The organism is Flavobacterium sp. WC2416, assembly GCF_041200095.1.
In the GTDB taxonomy this organism is placed as follows: Bacteria; Bacteroidota; Bacteroidia; order Flavobacteriales; family Flavobacteriaceae; genus Flavobacterium.
In genome coordinates this window covers 715850-737231 of sequence record NZ_CP165626.1, presented here as the reverse complement: position 1 = coordinate 737231, position 21382 = coordinate 715850, and the positions used below count along the sequence as shown (strand labels likewise).

Annotated in this window: 15 protein-coding genes; 8 read left to right on the top strand and 7 right to left on the bottom strand. The window is 33.9% G+C overall.

Features of this window, described 5'->3' with window-relative positions:
- Window positions 1–49: 49 nt before the first annotated feature.
- Window positions 50–3622 carry a T9SS sorting signal type C domain-containing protein gene (locus AB3G39_RS03195; protein WP_369769681.1) on the bottom strand — a complete coding sequence of 1191 codons (3573 nt, stop codon included), beginning with the start codon at window positions 3620–3622 and terminating at the stop codon, window positions 50–52.
- 285 nt (window positions 3623–3907) lie between these two features.
- Here AB3G39_RS03195 and AB3G39_RS03190 point away from each other — a divergent pair, with 285 nt between their 5' ends.
- Window positions 3908–4384, top strand: coding sequence for a regulatory protein RecX (locus AB3G39_RS03190; protein WP_367772519.1), 477 nt, complete (start codon window positions 3908–3910; stop codon window positions 4382–4384).
- Between the two features lie 310 nt (window positions 4385–4694).
- Window positions 4695–8141, top strand: a complete 3447-nt coding sequence (locus AB3G39_RS03185; RefSeq protein WP_369769680.1) for a T9SS sorting signal type C domain-containing protein — start codon at window positions 4695–4697, stop codon at window positions 8139–8141.
- A gap of 2 nt (window positions 8142–8143) precedes the next feature.
- On the opposite strand, the gene AB3G39_RS03180 is transcribed toward AB3G39_RS03185, so the two are convergent.
- From AB3G39_RS03180 to AB3G39_RS03165, 4 genes are all read right to left on the bottom strand, one after another.
- Window positions 8144–9301, bottom strand: coding sequence for a beta-ketoacyl synthase N-terminal-like domain-containing protein (locus tag AB3G39_RS03180; RefSeq protein WP_369769679.1), 1158 nt, complete (start codon window positions 9299–9301; stop codon window positions 8144–8146).
- Between the two features lie 128 nt (window positions 9302–9429).
- Window positions 9430–10701 carry an adenosylmethionine--8-amino-7-oxononanoate transaminase gene (gene bioA, locus AB3G39_RS03175; RefSeq protein WP_369769678.1) on the bottom strand — a complete coding sequence of 424 codons (1272 nt, stop codon included), beginning with the start codon at window positions 10699–10701 and terminating at the stop codon, window positions 9430–9432.
- A gap of 82 nt (window positions 10702–10783) precedes the next feature.
- A complete protein-coding gene (gene bioD, locus AB3G39_RS03170; RefSeq protein WP_369752744.1) occupies window positions 10784–11401 on the bottom strand; it encodes a dethiobiotin synthase in 618 nt (205 codons plus the stop codon).
- 150 nt (window positions 11402–11551) lie between these two features.
- Window positions 11552–12688: an aminotransferase class I/II-fold pyridoxal phosphate-dependent enzyme gene (locus AB3G39_RS03165; RefSeq protein ID WP_369766258.1), complete on the bottom strand. Its 1137-nt coding sequence runs from the start codon at window positions 12686–12688 to the stop codon at window positions 11552–11554.
- A gap of 186 nt (window positions 12689–12874) precedes the next feature.
- On the opposite strand from AB3G39_RS03165, the gene AB3G39_RS03160 reads away from it, so the two are divergent.
- The 6 genes from AB3G39_RS03160 (at window position 12875) to AB3G39_RS03135 (ending at window position 19129) form a co-directional block, all read left to right on the top strand.
- A complete protein-coding gene (locus AB3G39_RS03160) occupies window positions 12875–13414 on the top strand; it encodes a hypothetical protein (protein WP_369765993.1) in 540 nt (179 codons plus the stop codon).
- 309 nt (window positions 13415–13723) lie between these two features.
- Entirely contained in the window at window positions 13724–14851 is a 1128-nt protein-coding gene (locus tag AB3G39_RS03155) for a hypothetical protein (protein ID WP_369752746.1), read from the top strand.
- Between the two features lie 162 nt (window positions 14852–15013).
- Window positions 15014–15460, top strand: a complete 447-nt coding sequence (locus tag AB3G39_RS03150) for a DoxX family membrane protein (protein WP_367772534.1) — start codon at window positions 15014–15016, stop codon at window positions 15458–15460.
- A gap of 33 nt (window positions 15461–15493) precedes the next feature.
- Window positions 15494–16417 carry a transporter gene (locus tag AB3G39_RS03145; protein WP_369765992.1) on the top strand — a complete coding sequence of 308 codons (924 nt, stop codon included), beginning with the start codon at window positions 15494–15496 and terminating at the stop codon, window positions 16415–16417.
- Window positions 16407–17963 carry a phosphatase PAP2 family protein gene (locus AB3G39_RS03140; RefSeq protein WP_369765991.1) on the top strand — a complete coding sequence of 519 codons (1557 nt, stop codon included), beginning with the start codon at window positions 16407–16409 and terminating at the stop codon, window positions 17961–17963. The genes AB3G39_RS03145 and AB3G39_RS03140 overlap by 11 nt, the downstream gene beginning before the upstream one ends.
- A 47-nt stretch (window positions 17964–18010) precedes the next feature.
- The gene (locus AB3G39_RS03135) at window positions 18011–19129 is read left to right on the top strand and encodes a permease (protein ID WP_369765990.1); all 1119 of its coding nucleotides are present in this window, start codon (window positions 18011–18013) and stop codon (window positions 19127–19129) included.
- A gap of 292 nt (window positions 19130–19421) precedes the next feature.
- On the opposite strand, the gene AB3G39_RS03130 is transcribed toward AB3G39_RS03135, so the two are convergent.
- Together AB3G39_RS03130 and atpD are read right to left on the bottom strand one after the other, a co-directional pair.
- Window positions 19422–19703, bottom strand: coding sequence for a F0F1 ATP synthase subunit epsilon (locus tag AB3G39_RS03130; protein WP_367755886.1), 282 nt, complete (start codon window positions 19701–19703; stop codon window positions 19422–19424).
- 74 nt (window positions 19704–19777) lie between these two features.
- Window positions 19778–21289, bottom strand: a complete 1512-nt coding sequence (atpD, locus tag AB3G39_RS03125) for a F0F1 ATP synthase subunit beta (RefSeq protein WP_367755888.1) — start codon at window positions 21287–21289, stop codon at window positions 19778–19780.
- Between the last annotated feature and the right edge of the window lie 93 nt (window positions 21290–21382).

Below are 21382 nucleotides of genomic sequence, written 5' to 3'. Positions count from 1 at the left end.
CATCTTGTTCAAAACAAAATGGGATTAGATATATACTTTTTTAAAAATTTTAGTTTATCATTTTTTTATGGATTATTTCTCCTCCTTGCAAACTTACCTTTATTAACACTGTTTGCTTAGCTGAAAGTAAGTTTAGAATAATTAGTTCTTTATTATTCACATTGGCTTTCTTATAAATTTGCCTTCCTAATAAATCATAAATTACTACCGTATTGATATTTTCAACTGATGAATTTATTTTTACTTCTTTATTTTTATTTGAAATTAAAACTCCTTTTTCAAGTATATCAAAATTATCAGTTGCAAGCATTTTATTAGTATAACTTAACACAAAACGATCATTAAAAGTACCTGTTTCAGTTTTAAAATTATAAGCAGATTCATTCAAGTTATGAATACTATTAGTTACATTATCTTTTAAATAAATGGCTTTACCAGCAAATAAACCATCAACCTGATCAATATTTATAGTAAATTCTCCTGAAATGGTGGAACGATAACCTAAAGAAATGGTATCCGAATCTTCAAATGGTAAAGCTCTACCTTGAATTACCAAATTTTTATCTTTATAAACACTATAAAAATCAATAAATTCATTCCCGTCATAACTTTCCCCATCATATCCACTATCAAAATCATTTGTGGCTCCTGAAATATACCCTACTAATGTTTGCTTAAATGCACCTTGAGTATTTGTCAAGTTTAACCAAATTCTGTTTTTTTCAATCACCTCAACTGATTTAGAGTTTGACGCATTTTTAAAAAACTGAGAATTGTCTAGTTTCACTCCTAATACATCCACTCGCATGCCATTATTAAATGTTGCTACTTGACCACTAGCAACACTAGTTGCAAAAAAAGACTGCCCTGATGTTATTTTTCCAGATGGGATACTTGAAGTATTAAAACCTAAAGTAGTAGCTGGAGTTCCAACGCCAACACCTCCTGTAAAATTATATGATGCATAGTCATTAGAGGTATAAGCATAAGCTCCAGAACCAGCACTTCCATCAATAATGTCTGAGGCTAGTTGAATTGCTGTATTATGTGTCCAAAAATAAATAGTTCCTTCTAGAACAGCACTATTTGCAGATAAAAACAAATCAGCGTCCAATGCTGATGGATAAGGATTTCCAATCAAGTTTGAAGTATTTACTCCTCCAATGGGAATTTTAATTATTCCATTATTAGGAATACCTACAAAAGTAGCAGAAAAAGGGGATGGAAATGGAGGTAAAGGTGGTGCATATTCTGGCCCTCTAACTATATATCCTTTTCCAGGTGCCATAACTGTTCCTGAAGATTCTTGCCTCCAATCCTCAGGACTGGCAAAAGCATCATATGAATACATCTTTCCTGCTAGTGTATTTGGGGATAAAGCTCCCAAAGTACTCCCAGAAACTGGCGAAGACCAATAAACATAATCGGTATTTATAATTGCCGGGGTTATTCTATTGTAATTTATATTTCCAATATTGGTAGCCGAATTATTAATTTGTACTAAACTTGCATTGTTATTAAAATTAAGCGATCCGCTTGAAATAGTAACCCCATTAGTTATTTTCAAAGTAACTCCAGAATTAACGGTAACGTTTCCGGAATTCACTTGGCAAGAACATGCTTCCATATCTCCTGCTATAGTATATGACCCATTAAATATAAGCGCTTGAGCACTTGTAGGAGGACCATTTGTCCATGATCCATTCCAAATAGCAGCTGCTGGAACAGTCATTGTAACTATATTTGAAGTTGCTGGATTAGTTATTGCACAAGTTGTATTAGAAGTCATTATTACTTTTATCGCATCTCCATTAGACAAGGTTGAAGAGGTATAGGTTGAAGAGACAGCTCCACTTATTAAAGTTGCTCCATTATACCATTGGTAAGTTGGCGTTGTACCTCCATTGATTGGTGCAGCTGTAAAAGTTACTGATGTTCCTGAGCAAATCGCTCCCAATGGAGAAGCTACAATACTTACACTCGCTGGTGAATTTGGGTTCACTGTCATAATTAGAGTATTTGAAGTTGCTGGACTAGCTGTTACACAAGTTGCATTTGAAGTCATTATTACTTTTATAGCATCACTATTAACTAACGTTGAAGATGTATAGGTTGAAGATGTCGCTCCGCTTATTATTGTTACTCCATTATACCATTGGTAAGTTGGATTTGCGCCTCCGTTTATTGGTGTAGCTGTAAAAGTTACTAATGTCCCTGAACAAATCGCTCCTAATGGAGAAGCCACAATACTTGCACTTGCAGGTAAGTTAGGATTTACAGTAACCGTAGCACTTCCTGAAATTGTGCTAGAACAATTAGGTGTACTTTGATAAGTTGCACTGACTAAATTATAAAGAAAAATACCAGTAGCAGTTGTTGCAACTGGTACATTTACATTACTACTGGCACTTATATTAACAGTTTGATTAGAACCTCCATTTATATTATAAATAACTGTAATAGCCACAGTTCTAGGATTTGTAAAAGTGATATTAGGAGATGAAGCACCAGCACAAACAGTTGTTGAACCACTAATTGTTGCATTAGCCATAGGTCTAACAATTAAATTAGCCCCAGCATTTATAATACCACTGGTTCTGGTACACGTCGCATTTGATATTGAAACTATAGTATACCCAGTATTGGATGTAGGACTATCCCCTGGCGTAAAACTATAAGGCGAAGCAGTTGGTATTGAGACTGTAAATTGTTGTAAAGTGGTATCATTTTTATAAGTTATACTGTATGGGGTTGTAAAAGTGGTATCATCTGCATCATATATCAGTTGTGGACTACCTCCAGTACAAATAGTACTCGCTATAAAACCATTACTTATATTATTAGGAAAAGTATTAACTGTGATAGTCACAGCTGTTGTATATGCTGAATAAAAAGTAGTTCCTTGAACAACCGATTTCGTTCTTCGTTTATAGCTTGTTGTTGAAGATAAAGCAGGTGGGGAATATGTAGCTGCCGTTTCTGAACCTATAGTAACATAGCTACCACTGGCATTCGTTTGCCATTCATAGGTAATTGTCCCAGAACCTGTACCCGGTGTCGTAGAAGTCAATGTTGACGGGGTAACTCCACTACAAATTATTTGTGAAGTTCCGATAGCGCCTGTAGTAACAACATTTATACCTCCAGCAGTCTCAATTTGATCAAATAAGTACAAAGCCCCACCACCTACACAAACCGCATATTGAGTAGCCCCTACAAAAATTTCATCATTATTATTACAACTTCCATTCAAACTAGCTGAACCATTTTGAAGATATAGTGCAACATTTGAAGGTAATCTCAATACAGAATGATCAAAATTAATGTGACCATTAGGAGACGTTACAACAATTAATGAAGAATATAAATATATGTCGGCATTTTTATTTAAATCTAATGTCCCAGAAATAGTTATAGTATTTGCGTAAATAGGTGTAACATCAAGAGTCACTGTGCTTCCGGAAACAATCGTCACATTATCGGTAGAAGCAGGAACTACACCTCCAACCCAAGTTGACGATGCCGACCAATTACCTCCAGTTGATGTACTCGAAATGTTTGCTCCAAAAGCGGTAATCTGAACTAAGACTAAAAAAAAGGGCAGGAGTAATTTTTTTATCATATTTCCCTAAGTTGTTAATATTCAAAGTAGTGTAATCTCTAAAAAGAAAAAACTTACATATACAAAATAAATTAAAAATAAATTAAACAATACAACAAAGTCGTTAACTTGCACATTAATCCGATATAACATCATTTTTCACACATAAAACGACTAAATACCTTACATACAATTCATTGTAACTTTATTTTTTAATAAATAAATCCTTCTTTATACAACTAAATTAAATAACAAACTGACCTTTTTTAAGTTAGAATTTCAATTTAAAACCCTTAAAAATCCAAAATGAAAGATGTATTTTCCATAAAAGAAGCTATCAAAAAAGCAGAACATTATTGTGCCTATCAAGAACGTTGTCATGATGAAGTAGAGCAAAAATTGAGAAGCATGAAAATGGATCAAGAGGAAATAAGCACTATTATAACTCATCTTATAAATGAAAATTTTCTTAACGAAAGTCGTTTTGCTTGTAGTTTTGCAAGAGGAAAGCACCGAATCAAATATTGGGGAAAGATTAGAATTGTTAACGAATTAAAATTTCGAAATATAACTAGCTACAATATTAACCTAGCTCTTAAAGAATTTACACCCGAAGAATATGAAACAACATTTCATGTATTAGCTGAAAGACATTGGGAATCAATTCACGAATCAAATAAATTAAAAAAAAGGAAGAAATTTTGTGACTATTTACTTCGAAAAGGATTTGAAAGTGATTTGATCTATTCGAAAATCAAAGAATTAGAACAAACTCCAAAATAACTTACTAATTTGCAATTGCTTTTAAAACAAATAGTCAGGAAAAATAAAGGCACCCTCCACAATCGCAAAACTTATAAAATTAGTAAAACTAAACCTCAAAATTTATAATTACCCCAAAATTTTAGAAAAATACAGGGTAAAACTCAATTAGAAAAAAAATCTAAATAACAAGAAATCTTTTACATATATTTGTAAAAGATTAATTTATCGGATTTTACGGTTACTTGTCGATTAAATTTTAATAAGTAAAACCTTTTTTTGTTAAACATCGTAAATAGAGTTTTAGTCCATAAACTTAATTAATGCTAATATGCATAAACAATTACTATTACTATTCTTTTTTTGTTTATTTATAGAGTCATCAAATGCTCAGTGTACTATAACAGGTAACCAAACTAGTTATGGAGCTAGCGCATGGATAGGTTATGTATATGCAAATACTAACGGTGGAAATCCTCCCAGCAATGCATTCACAACTACTTACCAAGGATTCGTCAATCAACCAGAAATTTTCGATCAGAATTTAGGATCTGGGTCTATTTCAGGAACAAATTTATGTGGTACATATGCTAATAATTTTGCAGTACGGTATAAAATGAATAAAACCATGCCGGCAGGAACTTATAATTTTACCGTTGGTGGTGATGATGGATATCGTTTAAGCATAGATGGTGGAACAACCTATATAATCAACAACTGGAACGACCATGGGTATGTTAGTTCTACAACTTCTGTTTACTTAAGTGGTAATACAAACTTTGTTTTAGAATATTTTGAAACAGGAGGAGATTCAAGAGTATCATTTAACTATACCGTAGATCCTTGTTCTACCGCTCCTACTTCAATTACGGGTAATAACAACATTTGTAATGGATTTGCCACAACCCTTACAGCAACTGGAGGTTCAGCAAATAGCTCCACAACTTACCAATGGGGAACTGGAACTGTAGGTAGTAATATTATTGCAGGACAAACAGCAAGTTCAATAACTGTTACCCCAGCTACGAGCACAACCTATTGGGTAAGAAGAATTGATTCTTCTCCATGTAATGTCACAACTGGAGCTGCATCACAATTAGTAACTGTAAATCCAAACCCAGGTGATCAAACCAGTTATGGTAGTAACTCATGGATTGGATATGTTTATGCACCAACAAATACAGGAAATCCACCAAGTAATGCTTTTACAACAAACTACATTGGCTATATAACGCAATCTGAAATGTTTAATTTAGATTTAGTGAATGGTTCCATTTCTGGACCTAATTTGTGCTCCAGTTATGCTGATTATTTTGCTATACGCTTTAAAATGCAAGAAAACCTCGACGCAGGCTATTATACTTTTACGGTTGGAGGGGATGATGGATATCGTTTAAGTGTTGATGGCGGAGCAACTTTTTTAACTAGTTTAAGTGATTGGACAGGTCATGCCTATCAATCAAAAACGGCAACTATTTATTTAAGTGGAAACACCAATTTTGTCTTAGAGTATTTTGAAAGTGGAGGACAATCTAGAGTTTCATTCAACTATACCGTCTGTAAAACATCTACAGCTCCTACTTCCATATCGGGAGCAAGTACGCTTTGTACGGGCGAGGGAGGAACAACTTTGATTGCTACTGGAGGAGTCCTGGCCTCAAATTCCGTTTATCAATGGGGAACAGGAAGTACAATAGGAAGCAATGTAATAGCCGGGCAAACAACTGCTAATTACGTAATAAACCCTAGTGTTACAACAACGTATTGGACAAGAATAATAGACTGTTCAACTTATAATACGACAGGTATAACAAAAACAATTACTGTCAATACTGGAACCACAGCAGGCACATTAAGTTCAGCTGCAACAACGATTTGTAAAAATACTAGTCCAAACCCGATAACAATAGCCGGGAATGTAGGAAGTATTACAAAATGGCAATATGCAAATGACAATGCTTTTACTAGTGGAGTTACTGATATAGCATCAACCGCAACTACATTAACTAGTGCGCTAATGGGAAATATTAGTGCAACACGATATTACAGAGCAGTTGTTCAAAGCGGATCTTGTACTATAAAAAACACAGTTCCTATTGCAATTACAGTTCCTGCTTCATTAACCTACTCTCTTGGTGCTTGGAATGGTACGCCTGATGCAACAACTCCAGTAGTAATATCAGATAATTTGACCTTAACTAATGATTTAAGTGTGTGTTCCTGTCAAGTTTCAAATGGATATACTTTAACGGTTGAATCTGATAAAAATTTAATAATACAAACTACTTTAACCGTTGACACTAATTCAAACTTAATTGTAAAAAACAACGGAAGTATTGTTCAAGCTAAAGACAACTATACTAATTCTGGGGATATCACCTACATCCGTTCTACAACTCCTATAGATAAATTTGATTATACCTACTGGTCAACACCCGTTTCTCCTCAAACATTATTGAAGCTTTCACCAAATACTGCAGGCGGTAAATTCTATTCATTTAATGAAGCTATAGATGATTGGAAACAAGAGGATAATTCTATTACAATGGTAAATGGAAAAGGCTATATTATACGTGGTCCTCAAGACTATGTTTCACCACAACCATTGAGTGTTTTTGATGGAATATTTAAAGGAGTACCTAATAATGGTGTCATCACCATTGGAATTGGTATAGCTGGAAATTCAAACCTATTGGGTAATCCATATCCATCAGCATTGGATGCGAGCTCATTTTTAACAGCTAATAGTAGTTTATTAGAAGGAACCATTTATTTATGGACACACAATACTGACATCGCCTTAAACACACCAAATCCAGGATCTGGTGCCTATGCTTACACATCAAATGATTATGCATCTTATAATTTAACTGGAGGAGTTGGTACTGCCAAAGCAATAAGTTCTACTAACCCAGGTGCTGTAAATGCCTCTATTCCTACTGGAAAAATTGCTTCGGGACAGGCTTTTTTTACCACCAGTAAAGCGAGTGGTACCGCCACTTTTAACAACAGTATGCGAGTGGGCGCAAATGGGGTAACAGGAACTAATAATCAGTTTTTTAAATTTAAAACCAATTCAAAAACAACTGATAATAAATCCATTGAGAAAAATAGATTATGGCTTGACTTATATAATGATCAAGGGGCTTTTAAACAAACTTTAATTGGATATGTAACTGATGCTACTGATGCTTATGATGATTCATTTGATGGCGAAAGTTTTGATGGAAATCAATTTGTCGATTTTTACAGCATCAATGAAGACAAGGTTTTAACAATACAAGGGCGTGCTTTACCATTTAAAGATACTGATATAGTACCTATTGGATATACAACCGTTATTGATGGTGATTTTAGCATCGGTATAGACCAAGTTGATGGTGATTTTACAACTCAAGTGGTTTACTTAGAAGATAAATTACTCGATATTACTCATAACTTAACAGAAAAACCATATGATTTCACAACAGAAAAAGGTGTTTTTAATGACCGATTTGAAATAAAATACACTAATAAAACATTAGGAACCGATACCTTTACTCCATCAAACAGTAATTTTGCAGTTTATAAAAAAGGGAAACAAATTAAACTAGATTCACAAACTAAGCTAATTCAATCAATACAAATATTTAATATAAGTGGAAAGTTAATTTACAGTCAAAAAGAAATTAACAATTTAAAATTCAGTACGACCGATTTAAGTATCAATAACCAAGTTGTTATCGTAAAAACAACATTAGAGGACAAGGAAATTATAACAACTAAAGTTATCTTATAAATTTAAGGGCAAGACAAAAGCACACTCACAGCATTACCACCAAATCCAACAGCATTTACTAATACTTTTTTAATGGGTTTGGTTTGTGATTGCACTTCTGCAAAAGGGACTCCAATAAACCTATTGTGTTGCATCATTAATAGAGCGAGTTCCAAACTTAATAAACCTGAAGCGCCAAAAGTGTGCCCTATTTTCCATTTGTTTGACGTCAGTAAGGGAAGAGTTGAACCAAAAACTTTTTGAATGGCAAGATATTCTGTCAAATCTCCTTTTATAGTTCCTGGAGCATGCATTACAATCACATCAACATCGGAAAGTTTAGTCTCTTTCAATGCCATTTTCATTGATTTTTGAAAACAAGTGGCTTCTGCCGAAATGGAAATATTATGCTCTAATAATTCTGTGGCATAACCAATTCCTTCAATATAAGCCAAGGCATTCTCTTTTTTTCCAATTTCTAGACAGCAAACCCCTGCACCTTCACCCAGAATCATCGTGTTTTGAGTTTTCTCTAAGTCCAGCGCACGATTAGGATACACATCATCATTTCGAGAATATATTTTTAGTGCTCTCATTTGAGCAATCGTAAAATCAGTTAAGGGAGCTTCACTTCCTCCAACTAGAAACTTATCTACCATTCCTGATTTTAACCAAGCCACTCCATTCAATATAGCATGCAACGCAGTAGAACAAGTGATTGAATGCGAAATTTCAGGACCTGTACTTTGTAAGTCGTGAGCAACCCAGGAAGAAATATTTCCTAAAGTTGTTGTAGGCGAAGCCAATGTTTGCGCTTTTCCCGTTTCTAAGTATTCTTTATAGTGTTTTTCGAATAAATCAGTGGCTCCTCGCGAAGAACCAATATTGATCCCGAAAACGGCTTCTTTCTCCCATCCAGCATTTACAATTGCTTTTCGAGATGCAGCCATTGCGTATAAAACTGAATTGTCTAATGATTTATATTTATTATCCGATTCTCTCAATGCTTCTATTTCTTGCACTGAATCGGGATCTAAGGGCGCTATAAATGTCGCCATTTTATCTAATTCTTTTTTTACGAAAAAATGTTTTTCTTGAAGATAGTTTTTCCAGATTTTTACGGAATCATTTCCTAGTGGAGAAACAGATGAAAGTGCGGTGATGGATATTATTTGAGACAAAGTTGTATTGATTTAACCACAAAGGTCGCAAAGTTTTTCTCAAAGCGCACTAGCATTGAAGCTGAAATAACAACTTTGCGAATCTTTGTGATTCCTTTTGATATTTAGGAAAATTATTTTCTAAAAATTTAAACTATTTCTAGAGCATCTTCGACTACTTGATATATTTTTTGCAATTGGATATTGGAAATAATGTATGGTGGCAAAATGTAAACAATATTCCCTACGGGACGTAAAATCACTCCATTTTCAATAAAAAAATCATAGAGTTTGTTTCGCATACTTCCATAGTAACTTGCTACACCGTCTGTTTTTATCTCTAAAGCAAAAATAGTTCCTAAAACTCGGGTAGTCTCCACTTTTGGATGCTGCTTGATTTTGTTTTGAAAAGCAAGATGACTTGCATTCACTCGAACTAAATTAGCCTGCATTTCGGAAGTAGTTAACAATTCTAAACTAGCTAAAGCTGCTGCACAACCTGTAGGGTTTGCGGTAAATGTATGTCCGTGAAATAATGCCTTATTAATATCTTCGTCATAAAAAGCGTCAAAAATAGCTGAAGTAAAAGTGGTAATCGCCATAGGAATTGTACCTCCTGTCAAGGCTTTTGACAAGCACATCATATCTGGATTTTCCTTAAGATAATCCATAGCAAAGTTTTTTCCTGTTTTTCCAAAACCAGTCATCACTTCATCGGCAATAGTCAATACATTATTTTCTTGGCAAATTTTGATTAATTGATCTAATGTTTCTGGTTCGTACATTACCATTCCTGCTGCTCCTTGAACTAAGGGTTCAAAAATAAAGCCAGCACAATTATTATTATTTATTTGAGTTTTTAACGCCTCATAACTTTCTTGCTCTTTCCCTTTTACAGGTACCGGAATCCGAACTACATCAATGAACATCCCTTCAAAGGCCTGCGTATAAAACGAAATTCCGCTTGCTGCCATGGCTGCAAAAGTATCGCCGTGAAAAGCATTTTCGAAAGCAATAATGGTAGTTCTCTTTTCTCCTTTGTTGAAAAAAAACTGCAGTGCCACTTTTATAGCTACTTCAACTGCAGTAGAACCATTATCCGAGAAAAATATTTTTTGCTGATTATCTGGTAAAATTTCGATTAACCTTTCCCCAAGAACAATTGCGGGTTCATGCGTAAAACCACCAAATAGAACATGTTCTAATGTAGTGAGTTGTTTGTAAATAGCATCGGCAATGAATTTATTACTATGTCCATAAGGATTTACCCACCAAGAAGCGATGGCATCTATATATTCTTTGTCATTTTCGTCCCAAAGCAAAGCACCTTCTCCTCTTTTTATAGCAATAGGAAGTGCTGCCGTTTTGTGTTGCGTATAAGGGTGCCAAAGATGCTGGCGGTCTCTTTCTGTTAAGTTCATTTTGCAAAGATAAAAGAAGTGTTAGACAAGAAGCAAGAAAACCATTGAAATCAGGTTTGTTTATGCCAACTTGCCCTTGCACTTACAATTTTAGTAAATTTTCTCTAAATTGATCAGCATATTCTCGGATTACATTTTGATCAAAATAAGGTTCTTGCTCAATTCTTCCAATACATTTCACTCCTGTCTTATGGAGAATAATAGATTCTGTTGCTTTGTTTTCTTCGCCACTAAAGATAATTCCAGCAATAGCAATTTTACGATTTTTCAAAGCTTCGATTGTCAATAACGTATGATTAATACTTCCTAAATAATGTCTAGACACTACAATTACTTTGTAATCAGGTTGAATTAAATCAATGATACAGTCATCATTATTTATGGGTACAAAAAGCCCTCCAGCTCCTTCAATAACCAAATGATTTGAAGTTTCAGGTGCTGTAATTTTAGTTAAGTCAATGGTAATTCCATCAATTTCAGCCGCAAGATGCGGACTTGCTGGCGTATTTAATTGATAACTATTGGGATGAATTACCGTTTTACAATTTCTAATAAAAGACTGTATTTTATGACTGTCTGAATTTTCTAGATCACCCGCTTGGATGGGTTTCCAATAATCCGCTTCTAGCGCTTCGGTTATGATGGATGATGCAATTGTTTTTCCTACATCGGTTCCAATTCCTGTAATAAATAGTTTCATATAAATTAGGCCACTGATAATAATGATTAAACGAATTTTTTGGTTTCATAAAGATACACGGAGAAAAAAGAAGGTACACAAAGAATTAGTGTGTTAATTTTTTTCCAATTATCCTCCGTTTTTAATTTTAAAACTTTGTGTAAAACTGAGCTAAAACACAAAGGTACCCAACAAACTTAATACTTCTGATATTTCTTCTTTAGAATTAAAATTATGCAAACAAAAACGGAGTCGCTCCTGCCCTTCTGGAACTGTAGGTGACAAAATTGCTTTTATATCAAAACCCTTTTCTTGAAATTGTTTAGCAATTGACTTTACTTTTTCATTTCCTGGAATAATAGCTGATTGTATAGCTGATTTAGAATGTACAAAAAGAGGTTTTAAGCCTAATAAAATCTTTTGTTGATTAAATTGAATTATATTTTCACGGAGATTATTGATGTTTTCTTGATTATTTTCCAAAAATTGATAGGCCATTAAAATAGTAGCGACGGAGTGAGGAGAAAGTCCTGTCGTGTAAATAAAACTTCTAGCAAAATTGACCAAATAGTCTTTTAATTCTGGAGATCCTAAAACTGCAGCTCCATGACAACCCAATCCTTTTCCAAAGGTCATAATTCGGGCAAAAACGGCATCTTGTAAATGAAGCATTTGAACTAATCCTTCCCCTTTTTCACCAAAAACTCCTAAAGCATGCGCCTCATCAACAATCAAAAGACAATCGTACTTATTTGAAATTTGTACTAATTCTTCCAGATTTGGCGCATCTCCATCCATAGAAAAAACACTCTCGGTAACAATATAAATGGTAGTATTTGGATTTCGAAGAATTAATCTTTCTAAATCTTCAAAATCATTATGATCAAATTTATACGCTTTAGCATGAGATAATTGTATACCATCCCGAATGGAGGCATGGCATAATTCATCATAAAGTATTAAATCTCCCTTTTGCGGAAGCGAACTAAAAAAGCCCACATTGGCATCATAGCCCGAATTAAAGATTAAAGCCGATTCGGATTTATGGAATTGAGCAATATAATCCTCGGCTTGTTGATATACTTTATGATTTCCTGATAACAATCTAGAACCAGTTGCTCCATTATGAATTTCATTGTTATCAATTAAAAATTGATGGGTTTTATGGAAAATAGTATCTGATTGAGATAATCCAAGATAATCATTGGATGCAAAATCTATTAATCCTTTGCTAATTGGCAATTGCCTCAATGCATTATTTTGCAAACGGCTTTCCAGTTTATCAGATAATTTTTTTGGAAGTTGAATCATAAGCAACAAAAATAAACAACTTTTTAGGATTATAAATTGCGAGTTTAATTTATAACCAATTTCTTTCATGAATTAACAAACATAAAGTCGTTTTAACTGTTATTTAGCATTAAAATTACATTATGTGAAATAAAAATAAAAAAAATATTCAAATGTAAAATAGTTTTTATATTTTCGAAGCCTATGAAACGAATTGCATCCTTATTCTTATTAGTATCATTGTTTTACAATGTACTGGGATACTATTTAATGTTTGCTTATCAAGACGAGCAAGCATGGGTTTCTGCTATAGAAAAAACGCCCGATTCGGAGTTTCAAGTTATAGAACTAAACGCAACTTTATATTCATTTATTGAAGACACTGATTTTGAATATGTAAATGAGAATGTTGTAATTGAGAATAAAAGTTACCATATTTTCAAAAAAAGGATTCAAAATAACATCCTTAGTTTGTACTATTTAAGAAATTCCTATGGAGATGTCATTGGAAAAGATTTAAAAGACATAGTCAACAATCAATTATTTGATAGTAGTCCTTCTAAAAACTCTCCAATAAAAAAACTATTAAAGACGTTTCTTCAAGATTATATCCCTAACACAACTGTATGTGTTCATTTTTCTCCAAACTCAGATCAAGACTCAAAGAAACTTTCTGGGTATCTTAATCTGGATTTAAACTCGGGCTACTTGTCCACACTGTATACGCCCCCTAAAATAGTTTAATTTTTTCTGCATTTTTAGCAGCATCATTACATGCTGTTAGAGAACTTGTATAACTTATAATTGGGATAGTATCCTATTGTAATTATACTGGTTACTACATTCTATTAGTCTTAGCAATTTGCAAACCTAGTTCATGGTTTATCAACTTTTCAATGCTTTTTGTTGTCCAAATTAGGTCAACAATAAAAAGGCATTCGAAGGGAGTCTCATTTGTTATAGCAACATAGCTTGTATTTCAAAAAAACTTTTGGTTAATGGTTGTTTTTCACCATTAACTAAAAGCAAACTAACCTATTAAAACGTAAAACGATGAAAAAATCATCTTCATTATACAGTGTCTTTATTATTATTTTATTTATTTCTAATTTATTTCTTACTCAAAAAACCAATGCTCAAGGTTGCGTTGCCATTAAAGGAAACGCTACAAGTTGCATGATGGTTCATCCTGACAGTACTAATGTTGCTCAATGGCAATTTACAACTAGTGGCCGTTATTTTAAGTCTTTTAGACATTTCTCAGGAACGACTGAAAACAAAGACCGATTAATTCAAGGAACGGAAGTCATCAATTATTCCTCCATCGTTAATCTTTCATTGACTCGAATAATCGACAATCGCTGGTCAGCAATGGTAGACATCCCAATTTTAAATAATGTTCGTTCTTCATTATATGAACATGGACTTGTGAATGGGGTCTATGTTAAAAAAGAAAGAAATACGACTAGCTCATTTGGAATAGGTGACATTCGATTTGCAGTATACAGATGGTTATTAGACCCTAATAAAAATAAAAAAATAAATGTTCAACTAGGACTAGGACTTAAACTAGCAACTGGAGATTATAATTACAAAGACTATTGGCATAATGTAGGTCCTAATGGCACCAATGAGTTGCGTCCTGTTGACCAATCAATTCAACTAGGAGATGGAGGTACTGGAATTACATTAGAATTAAATACTTTCTATAATTTCACAGACAATTTTGGCATGTATGGTAACTTCTATTACTTGAGCAATCCTAGAGAACAAAACGGAACAAGAACCTATAGAGAAACTTTATCTCCAAGATTAGCAAATGAAGCTATCTCAAGTGTACCTGATCAATACATGGCGAGAGCGGGCTTTAACTATTTATTTAACCACATCCATGGATTAACATTAGCAGCTGGTGCAAGAGTAGAAGGAATCCCAGTGTATGATATTATAGGTGGTAGCGGTGATTTTCGCCGACCAGGATATATTTGGTCAGTAGAGCCATCGGTAAACTACGAGTATAAAAAAGTGATTTTATTTGCATCGGTTCCATTTGCAGTAGCTAGAAACCGTACACAAAGTGTAACAGATAAAGAAAATTCAGCTACAACTGGCACTCATGTTCAAGGAGATGCAGCATTTGCTGATTATACAATCAATATAGGACTATCAACGAGATTTTAACGAAAAGCGACGGACTATTAATTTGTCTACTGTACTATTTTAGTAAAATTAATAGTCCGTTTTTAATTTTTTTCAATTAATACAATTGCCCAATTACCACTTCATTTATTATTACTAAAATGAAGACAAAACCGAAACTTTACAATTTCAAAAAAAAATACTATGGAAGCTACTTTCAACTCTTTATATTTTTCATTTAGCACAAAAATGGAAAAACACAGCATTACCTTAATGCGCATTGCTCTTGCTATTGTTTACATTTGGTTTGGTGCTTTGAAAATTTTCGGAATGAGCCCCGCAGGAGAACTCGTAGAAGAAACTGTATATTGGTTTAGACCAGAAATATTTGTCCCCATTTTAGGAATTTGCGAAGTACTGATTGGCCTTGGTTTACTTGTGAAACGCTTCATCCCTTATACCATTATATTACTATTACTACACATGTGTGCTACGTTATTTCCAGTTTTTATATTACAAAAAGTTTGTTTTGATGCTTTTCCATACTGCCCTACTTTAGTGGGTCAATACATCATCAAAAATGTAGTCTTAATTGCAGGAGCACTAGTAATTGCAGGAAATTCGAACAAAACAATATTAAACAAGAAATAAAAATAGAGTAATCACCAATTCTTACACTAAACAATGAAAAAAACCATATTATGCTGTTTCCTCTTAACGGCATTTTTAACGAACGCCCAAACAGATACCGATGCGATTATGATGGGGAAACAAAATTTTTGTGTTGGATCAATTTACCAATACAGTAGTTGGAAACAATATTGGGAAGGAAGTATTAAAAGAGACAACCTAAACATGGGAACCGTTTCAACAAAATCAATTTCAATGATGGGAAACTATGGTATTTCTGATAATTTAAACGTATTATTTAGTTTGCCATATGTACAAACAAATGCTTCTGCCGGAACTATGAGTGGACAAAATGGAATTCAAGATTTATCCCTAACTTTAAAGTATATGACTATAGAAAAAAATATAGGTAATGGTATTTTTTCCTTATATGTAATTGGTGGATTTTCGACACCCGTTTCTAACTATACTCCAGATTATTTGCCGTTAAGCATTGGTTTACATACTAAAACAGGGCAAATTAGACTAATGGGAGATTATCAGATAGGGAAATTATTCACAACCATTTCAGGGACGTATATTAAAAGAGGGAATGCTTCACTTGATCGAAATACTTATTTAACGGATGAAATTCATTATACAAATAAAGTCGATATGCCAGATGCCATAGCAGTCAATTTTAGATTTGGTTATCGTTCTAGCAGATTAATTGCTGAAGCCGTGCTTGATAATTGGGTGACACAATCTGGAGGATTTGATATTACAAAAAACAATATGCCATTTATAAGTAATACTATGAACACTTTAAAATACGGATTTAATTCTAAATATACTTTTAAAAACCTCCCTGAATTGTCAATCGTTAGCGGATGCAACTTTGTAATTAGCGGAAGAAATGTGGGGCAATCAAACACTGTCTATGGTGGTTTGTTTTATATTTTAAATTTAAAAAAAACACAGAAAGAAGATGAAAAATAGAAACATTAAAATAATTCGAAACTCTCTTTTTGTCTTATTACTTACAATAACCTATTCGTGTAGTAATGATATCACCGAAAGTAATGAACAATATGCCACTTTGAATCCAAAAAGCAATGATGAATTGGCGGGTAATTGGAAAACTATATTATTAACAGCTCCTGATGAATTCCAGCTAGATGCTCCAATTGCAGCAAATACGCCCGCTTTTACGCGAGAAATAAATGAAATAAAAAGCTATCAAGAAAACATAACTGAAGATCAAAAAAGAATAATAAAATACTGGAGCGTTGGTGGTGTATTGCGTTGGAATGAAATCATGCGTACACTTGTGGCTCGCCATAATCGTCCACCTTATCAAAATGAAGACGGAACTTATCCTGTCCCATCTGGAGCAAATCCTTTTGCAAACCCACAGTTTCCATTCTCAAGTCCTCCTTATGCTGCAAGGTCATATGCGTATGTAAGTGCGGCACAATATGATGCCCTTATTGCAACTTGGTACTACAAAAAACTGTATAACAGAGCAGCACCATTCGCAGTAGATACAAATTTGCAAGTATTAATTCCAAAAAGTACTTTGCCATCTTATCCGTCAGAGGACGCAGTTTTGGCTGGAGTTACTGTAGAATTATTAAAATTATTGTTCCCTACGGAAATCGCTTATATTGATGGAAAAGCAGAGGAAGAAAAACTATATCGCATTATTTCTGGAGCAAATGTTCGCAGTGATATAGATGCAGGAATCAGTTTAGGTAGAAAAATTGCAGGCAAATTTATATCTAAAGCAACATCTGATGGTACTGGCGCAGCGATTGGAACACCTGAAATTTGGAAATCACTAGAAAACCAAGCCGTGGCAAAAGGAGAAATACCATGGAAGTCATTGGAATTTCCTGCTAGACCTCCTATGTTGCCCTTATTTGGTAAAGTCAAATCCTTCTTTATGACTCCAGAAATGGTGGTTGCTAACCGACCAATAGCCCCTCCATCAACACAATCTCCTCAGTTTGCTAAAGAGCTAGCTGAAATTAAAGACTTTAGTAAGAATCCAACAAGAAAAAATATGGCAATCGTTTCATTTTGGGCAGACGGCGTAGGCACTTACACCCCACCTGGTCACTGGAATGCTATTGCAACAGAAGCATTTGTACAAGAAAACTATAGTGAAGTACGATGGGCGAGAAACATGGCCTTATTAAATATCGCCATGATGGATGCCGCAATTTCTTGCTGGGATGCAAAATATACGTATTTCAACCCTAGGCCATCACAAGTAGATCCTTCGATAAAAACAACTACCGGAACACCCAATTTCCCAGCTTATGTTTCTGGTCATTCCACTTTTAGTGCTGCCGCATCAACATTGCTTTCTTATTTAATTCCTTCAAAAGAGCTACAATTTAAAGCAATGGCATTGGAAGCCTCAAATTCAAGAATGTATGGCTGTATTCACTATAGAAGTGATTGCGAAAAAGGATTAGAGTTAGGACAAAAAGTTGGAAATATCGCCATTGCTAGGGCAAAAAGTGATGGAGCTGAATAACTAAAGAATTCCAAATAGAAAAACATACTAAAATAATTTGATAGAAAATGACAACTACCACCTCATACACAAACAAAGAAAACATCCTGAAACTACTATTATTAGTTAGTTTTCTTGCGCTATTTTTAAGCGCAAGCCGTTTTCAAGCTGAATTTAAAAAAGTAATCTGCATCGAAGGGAAATGCGATAAACCACACGAACATGGTCAATTAGGGTATCATGAACGATTTCATATCGATACAAATGATAATTTTGCAGCTGCAACTATAAAAGGGGTTGCCAATTTCTGGGAAGCAAATGCTACTGGAATGACCTTCGCAATTATTATAGGCGGTGCCGCCCTATCATTACTATTGTCTTGGAAAAAATTTGAAGAATTAATACAGTTAAAAGGAATAAAAGGAGCCGCTATAGGAAGTGTTTTTGGAATGCCTTTAAATATGTGTGCCAACTGTTCTGCTGTTACCAGTGTTAGCGTTACTTCTCAAAAGGGAAGCACTGAAGCAACACTAGGAATTATCCTCGGAGGTGCATTACTTAACATCATTGGGATCGTAACTATGTTTGGAATCTTTAATCCAGCTATTGTTATTTCAAGAATTATTTTTAGCATAATAATGATATTATTCGTTATTCCTCAAATATCAAAATTAATAACTAAAAAAGAAGCTATTCCCGTAAAAAGTGAAGTATTCGAAAAGATATCTTGTTATTTTCCAGAAAAATCAATATTTCAAACTTTAATAAAAGCCACCGAAGATTGGTTAATAGCCGTAGGCACTATCGCATACAAATTAATTCCTTTAATGATTGTTGGTACTCTATTCACAGCTCTTTTTAGAGCCTTTTTCCCAAATGAAGTACTACATACTATCTTGGCTTACAATCCAATTGTAATCTTGATAATTGTTTCTTTTATTGGAACTATGCTTTCAGTTCCTGTATTATTCGAAATTTTATTAGGAACTATATTATTGCAACTTGGCTTTACAAATGGTGTAATTGCGGCTATGCTATTTACCGCTCCTTCTTATGGCCTTTTCACAGTAGTATTAACAAAAGAAAAATTAGGGGGCTATAAAATTCCAGCACTATTAATAGCAATTACTTTTATTTTTGGAATTGGAACAGGATTATTAGCGGATTACTTAACTCAATTATTTTAAATCATGAAAAAACCTATCATCGGAATCATATTGTTTCTATTGCAAATTAGCTTGGCCTTATTTTACAACAACACATTTGATCTAAAATTCATTTTTGGGCTTGCGATTATATCAACCTTATATCTTTTATATAAGCTTATAAAAAATAAACAAAACGCAATATAACATTTGTAATTACACCGTTTATAAACGAAAAAAATCAAGATCAAAAATAGAGTTGAAAAAACAATTTACTGCATAAAAAAACGCCTAACAAATAGCTAGGCGTTTTTTATATAAATTTAAGATTGCACTAATCAACTAATACAATTACTTTATTATCTTTCATTTCAATAGTTCCAGAAGAAATAGCCAACGTATAATTCTGATCGTTTACTTTCGAGAATAAACCTGCTGTTTCTTTATTAAACTTAAAATCCGGTGCTGTAATGTTTACAGTTCCTTTTTGAAGCAACGAAACTATTGGAGCGTGATTATTTAAAATTTGAAAACTTCCATCAACACCAGGTACAGATATTGAAGTTATTTCTCCTTTGAACAATGATGCTTCTGGTGATACTATTTCTAAAATCATTTTTTATTTATTTTAAATTTTAAATTTTAGATTTTAAATTAATTTATAATTCAAAATTCAACATTCAAAATAGATTATGCTTCTGCCAACATTTTTTCTCCTGCTTCAATAGCTTCTTCAATAGTACCTTTAAGGTTAAAAGCTGATTCTGGTAAGTGATCTAATTCACCGTCAATAATCATATTAAATCCTTTGATAGTATCTTTGATATCAACTAACACACCTTTCAATCCTGTAAATTGCTCAGCAACGTGGAAAGGTTGAGATAAGAAACGTTGCACACGACGTGCTCTAGAAACGGCTAATTTATCTTCTTCAGATAATTCTTCCATACCTAGAATCGCAATAATATCTTGTAGTTGTTTGTATTTTTGAAGAATCTCTTTTACTCTTTGTGCACAATCGTAGTGCTCATTTCCTAAAATTTGAGGAGTTAAGATACGAGAAGTAGAATCCAATGGATCTACCGCTGGATAAATACCTAACTCAGCAATTTTACGAGACAATACTGTTGTTGCATCAAGGTGAGCAAACGTTGTTGCTGGTGCTGGATCCGTTAAATCATCTGCAGGTACGTAAACCGCTTGTACAGATGTAATAGATCCTTTGTTTGTAGATGTGATACGCTCTTGCATCGCTCCCATTTCTGTAGCTAATGTTGGTTGGTATCCTACCGCAGATGGCATACGACCTAAAAGTGCCGATACCTCAGATCCCGCTTGTGTAAAACGGAAGATATTATCCACGAAGAACAATACATCTTTTCCTTGGTCAGTTCCAGCTCCGTCACGGAAATATTCCGCAATAGATAATCCAGAAAGTGCTACACGAGCACGAGCTCCTGGTGGCTCATTCATTTGTCCGAAAACGAAAGTAGCTTTAGACTCTCTCATTCCTGGTAAATCAACTTTAGATAAATCCCATCCTCCATTTTCCATAGAGTGCATGAATTCATCCCCGTATTTTATAATTCCTGACTCTAACATCTCACGAAGTAAGTCATTTCCTTCACGTGTTCTTTCTCCTACTCCTGCGAATACTGAAAGTCCACCGTGACCTTTTGCTATATTGTTAATCAACTCTTGGATCAATACTGTTTTACCAACACCTGCACCACCAAACAATCCAATTTTACCCCCTTTTGAGTAAGGCTCAATTAAATCGATTACTTTAATACCTGTGAATAAAACTTCTGATGAAGTTGATAAATCCTCGAATCTTGGAGCTTGACGGTGAATTGACATTCCGTTTACACCCGTTTTTGGCAATTCAGGTAAACCATCAATTGCATCACCAATTACATTGAACAAACGTCCGTAAACATCTGCACCAATTGGCATTTGAATTGGATTTCCTGTCCCAACTACTTCATAACCTCTACTCAAACCATCTGTTGAGTCCATCGAAATGGTACGAACTGTGTTTTCACCAATGTGAGATTGTACTTCAAGTACTAATAAAGTACCATCTTTTTTTGTGATTTCTAATGAATCATAAATTTTTGGAAGTTCAACATCTTTACCGTTGAAAACTACATCAACTACTGGACCAATGATTTGCGCAACTTTTCCTATTACTTTTGACATTACTTATGTATTTATTAAATAGCTATTTAGGTTTATGAAATACCACCAACCGAAATTTACCGATTAGATACTTTTTTCAGAGTGCAAAGATAA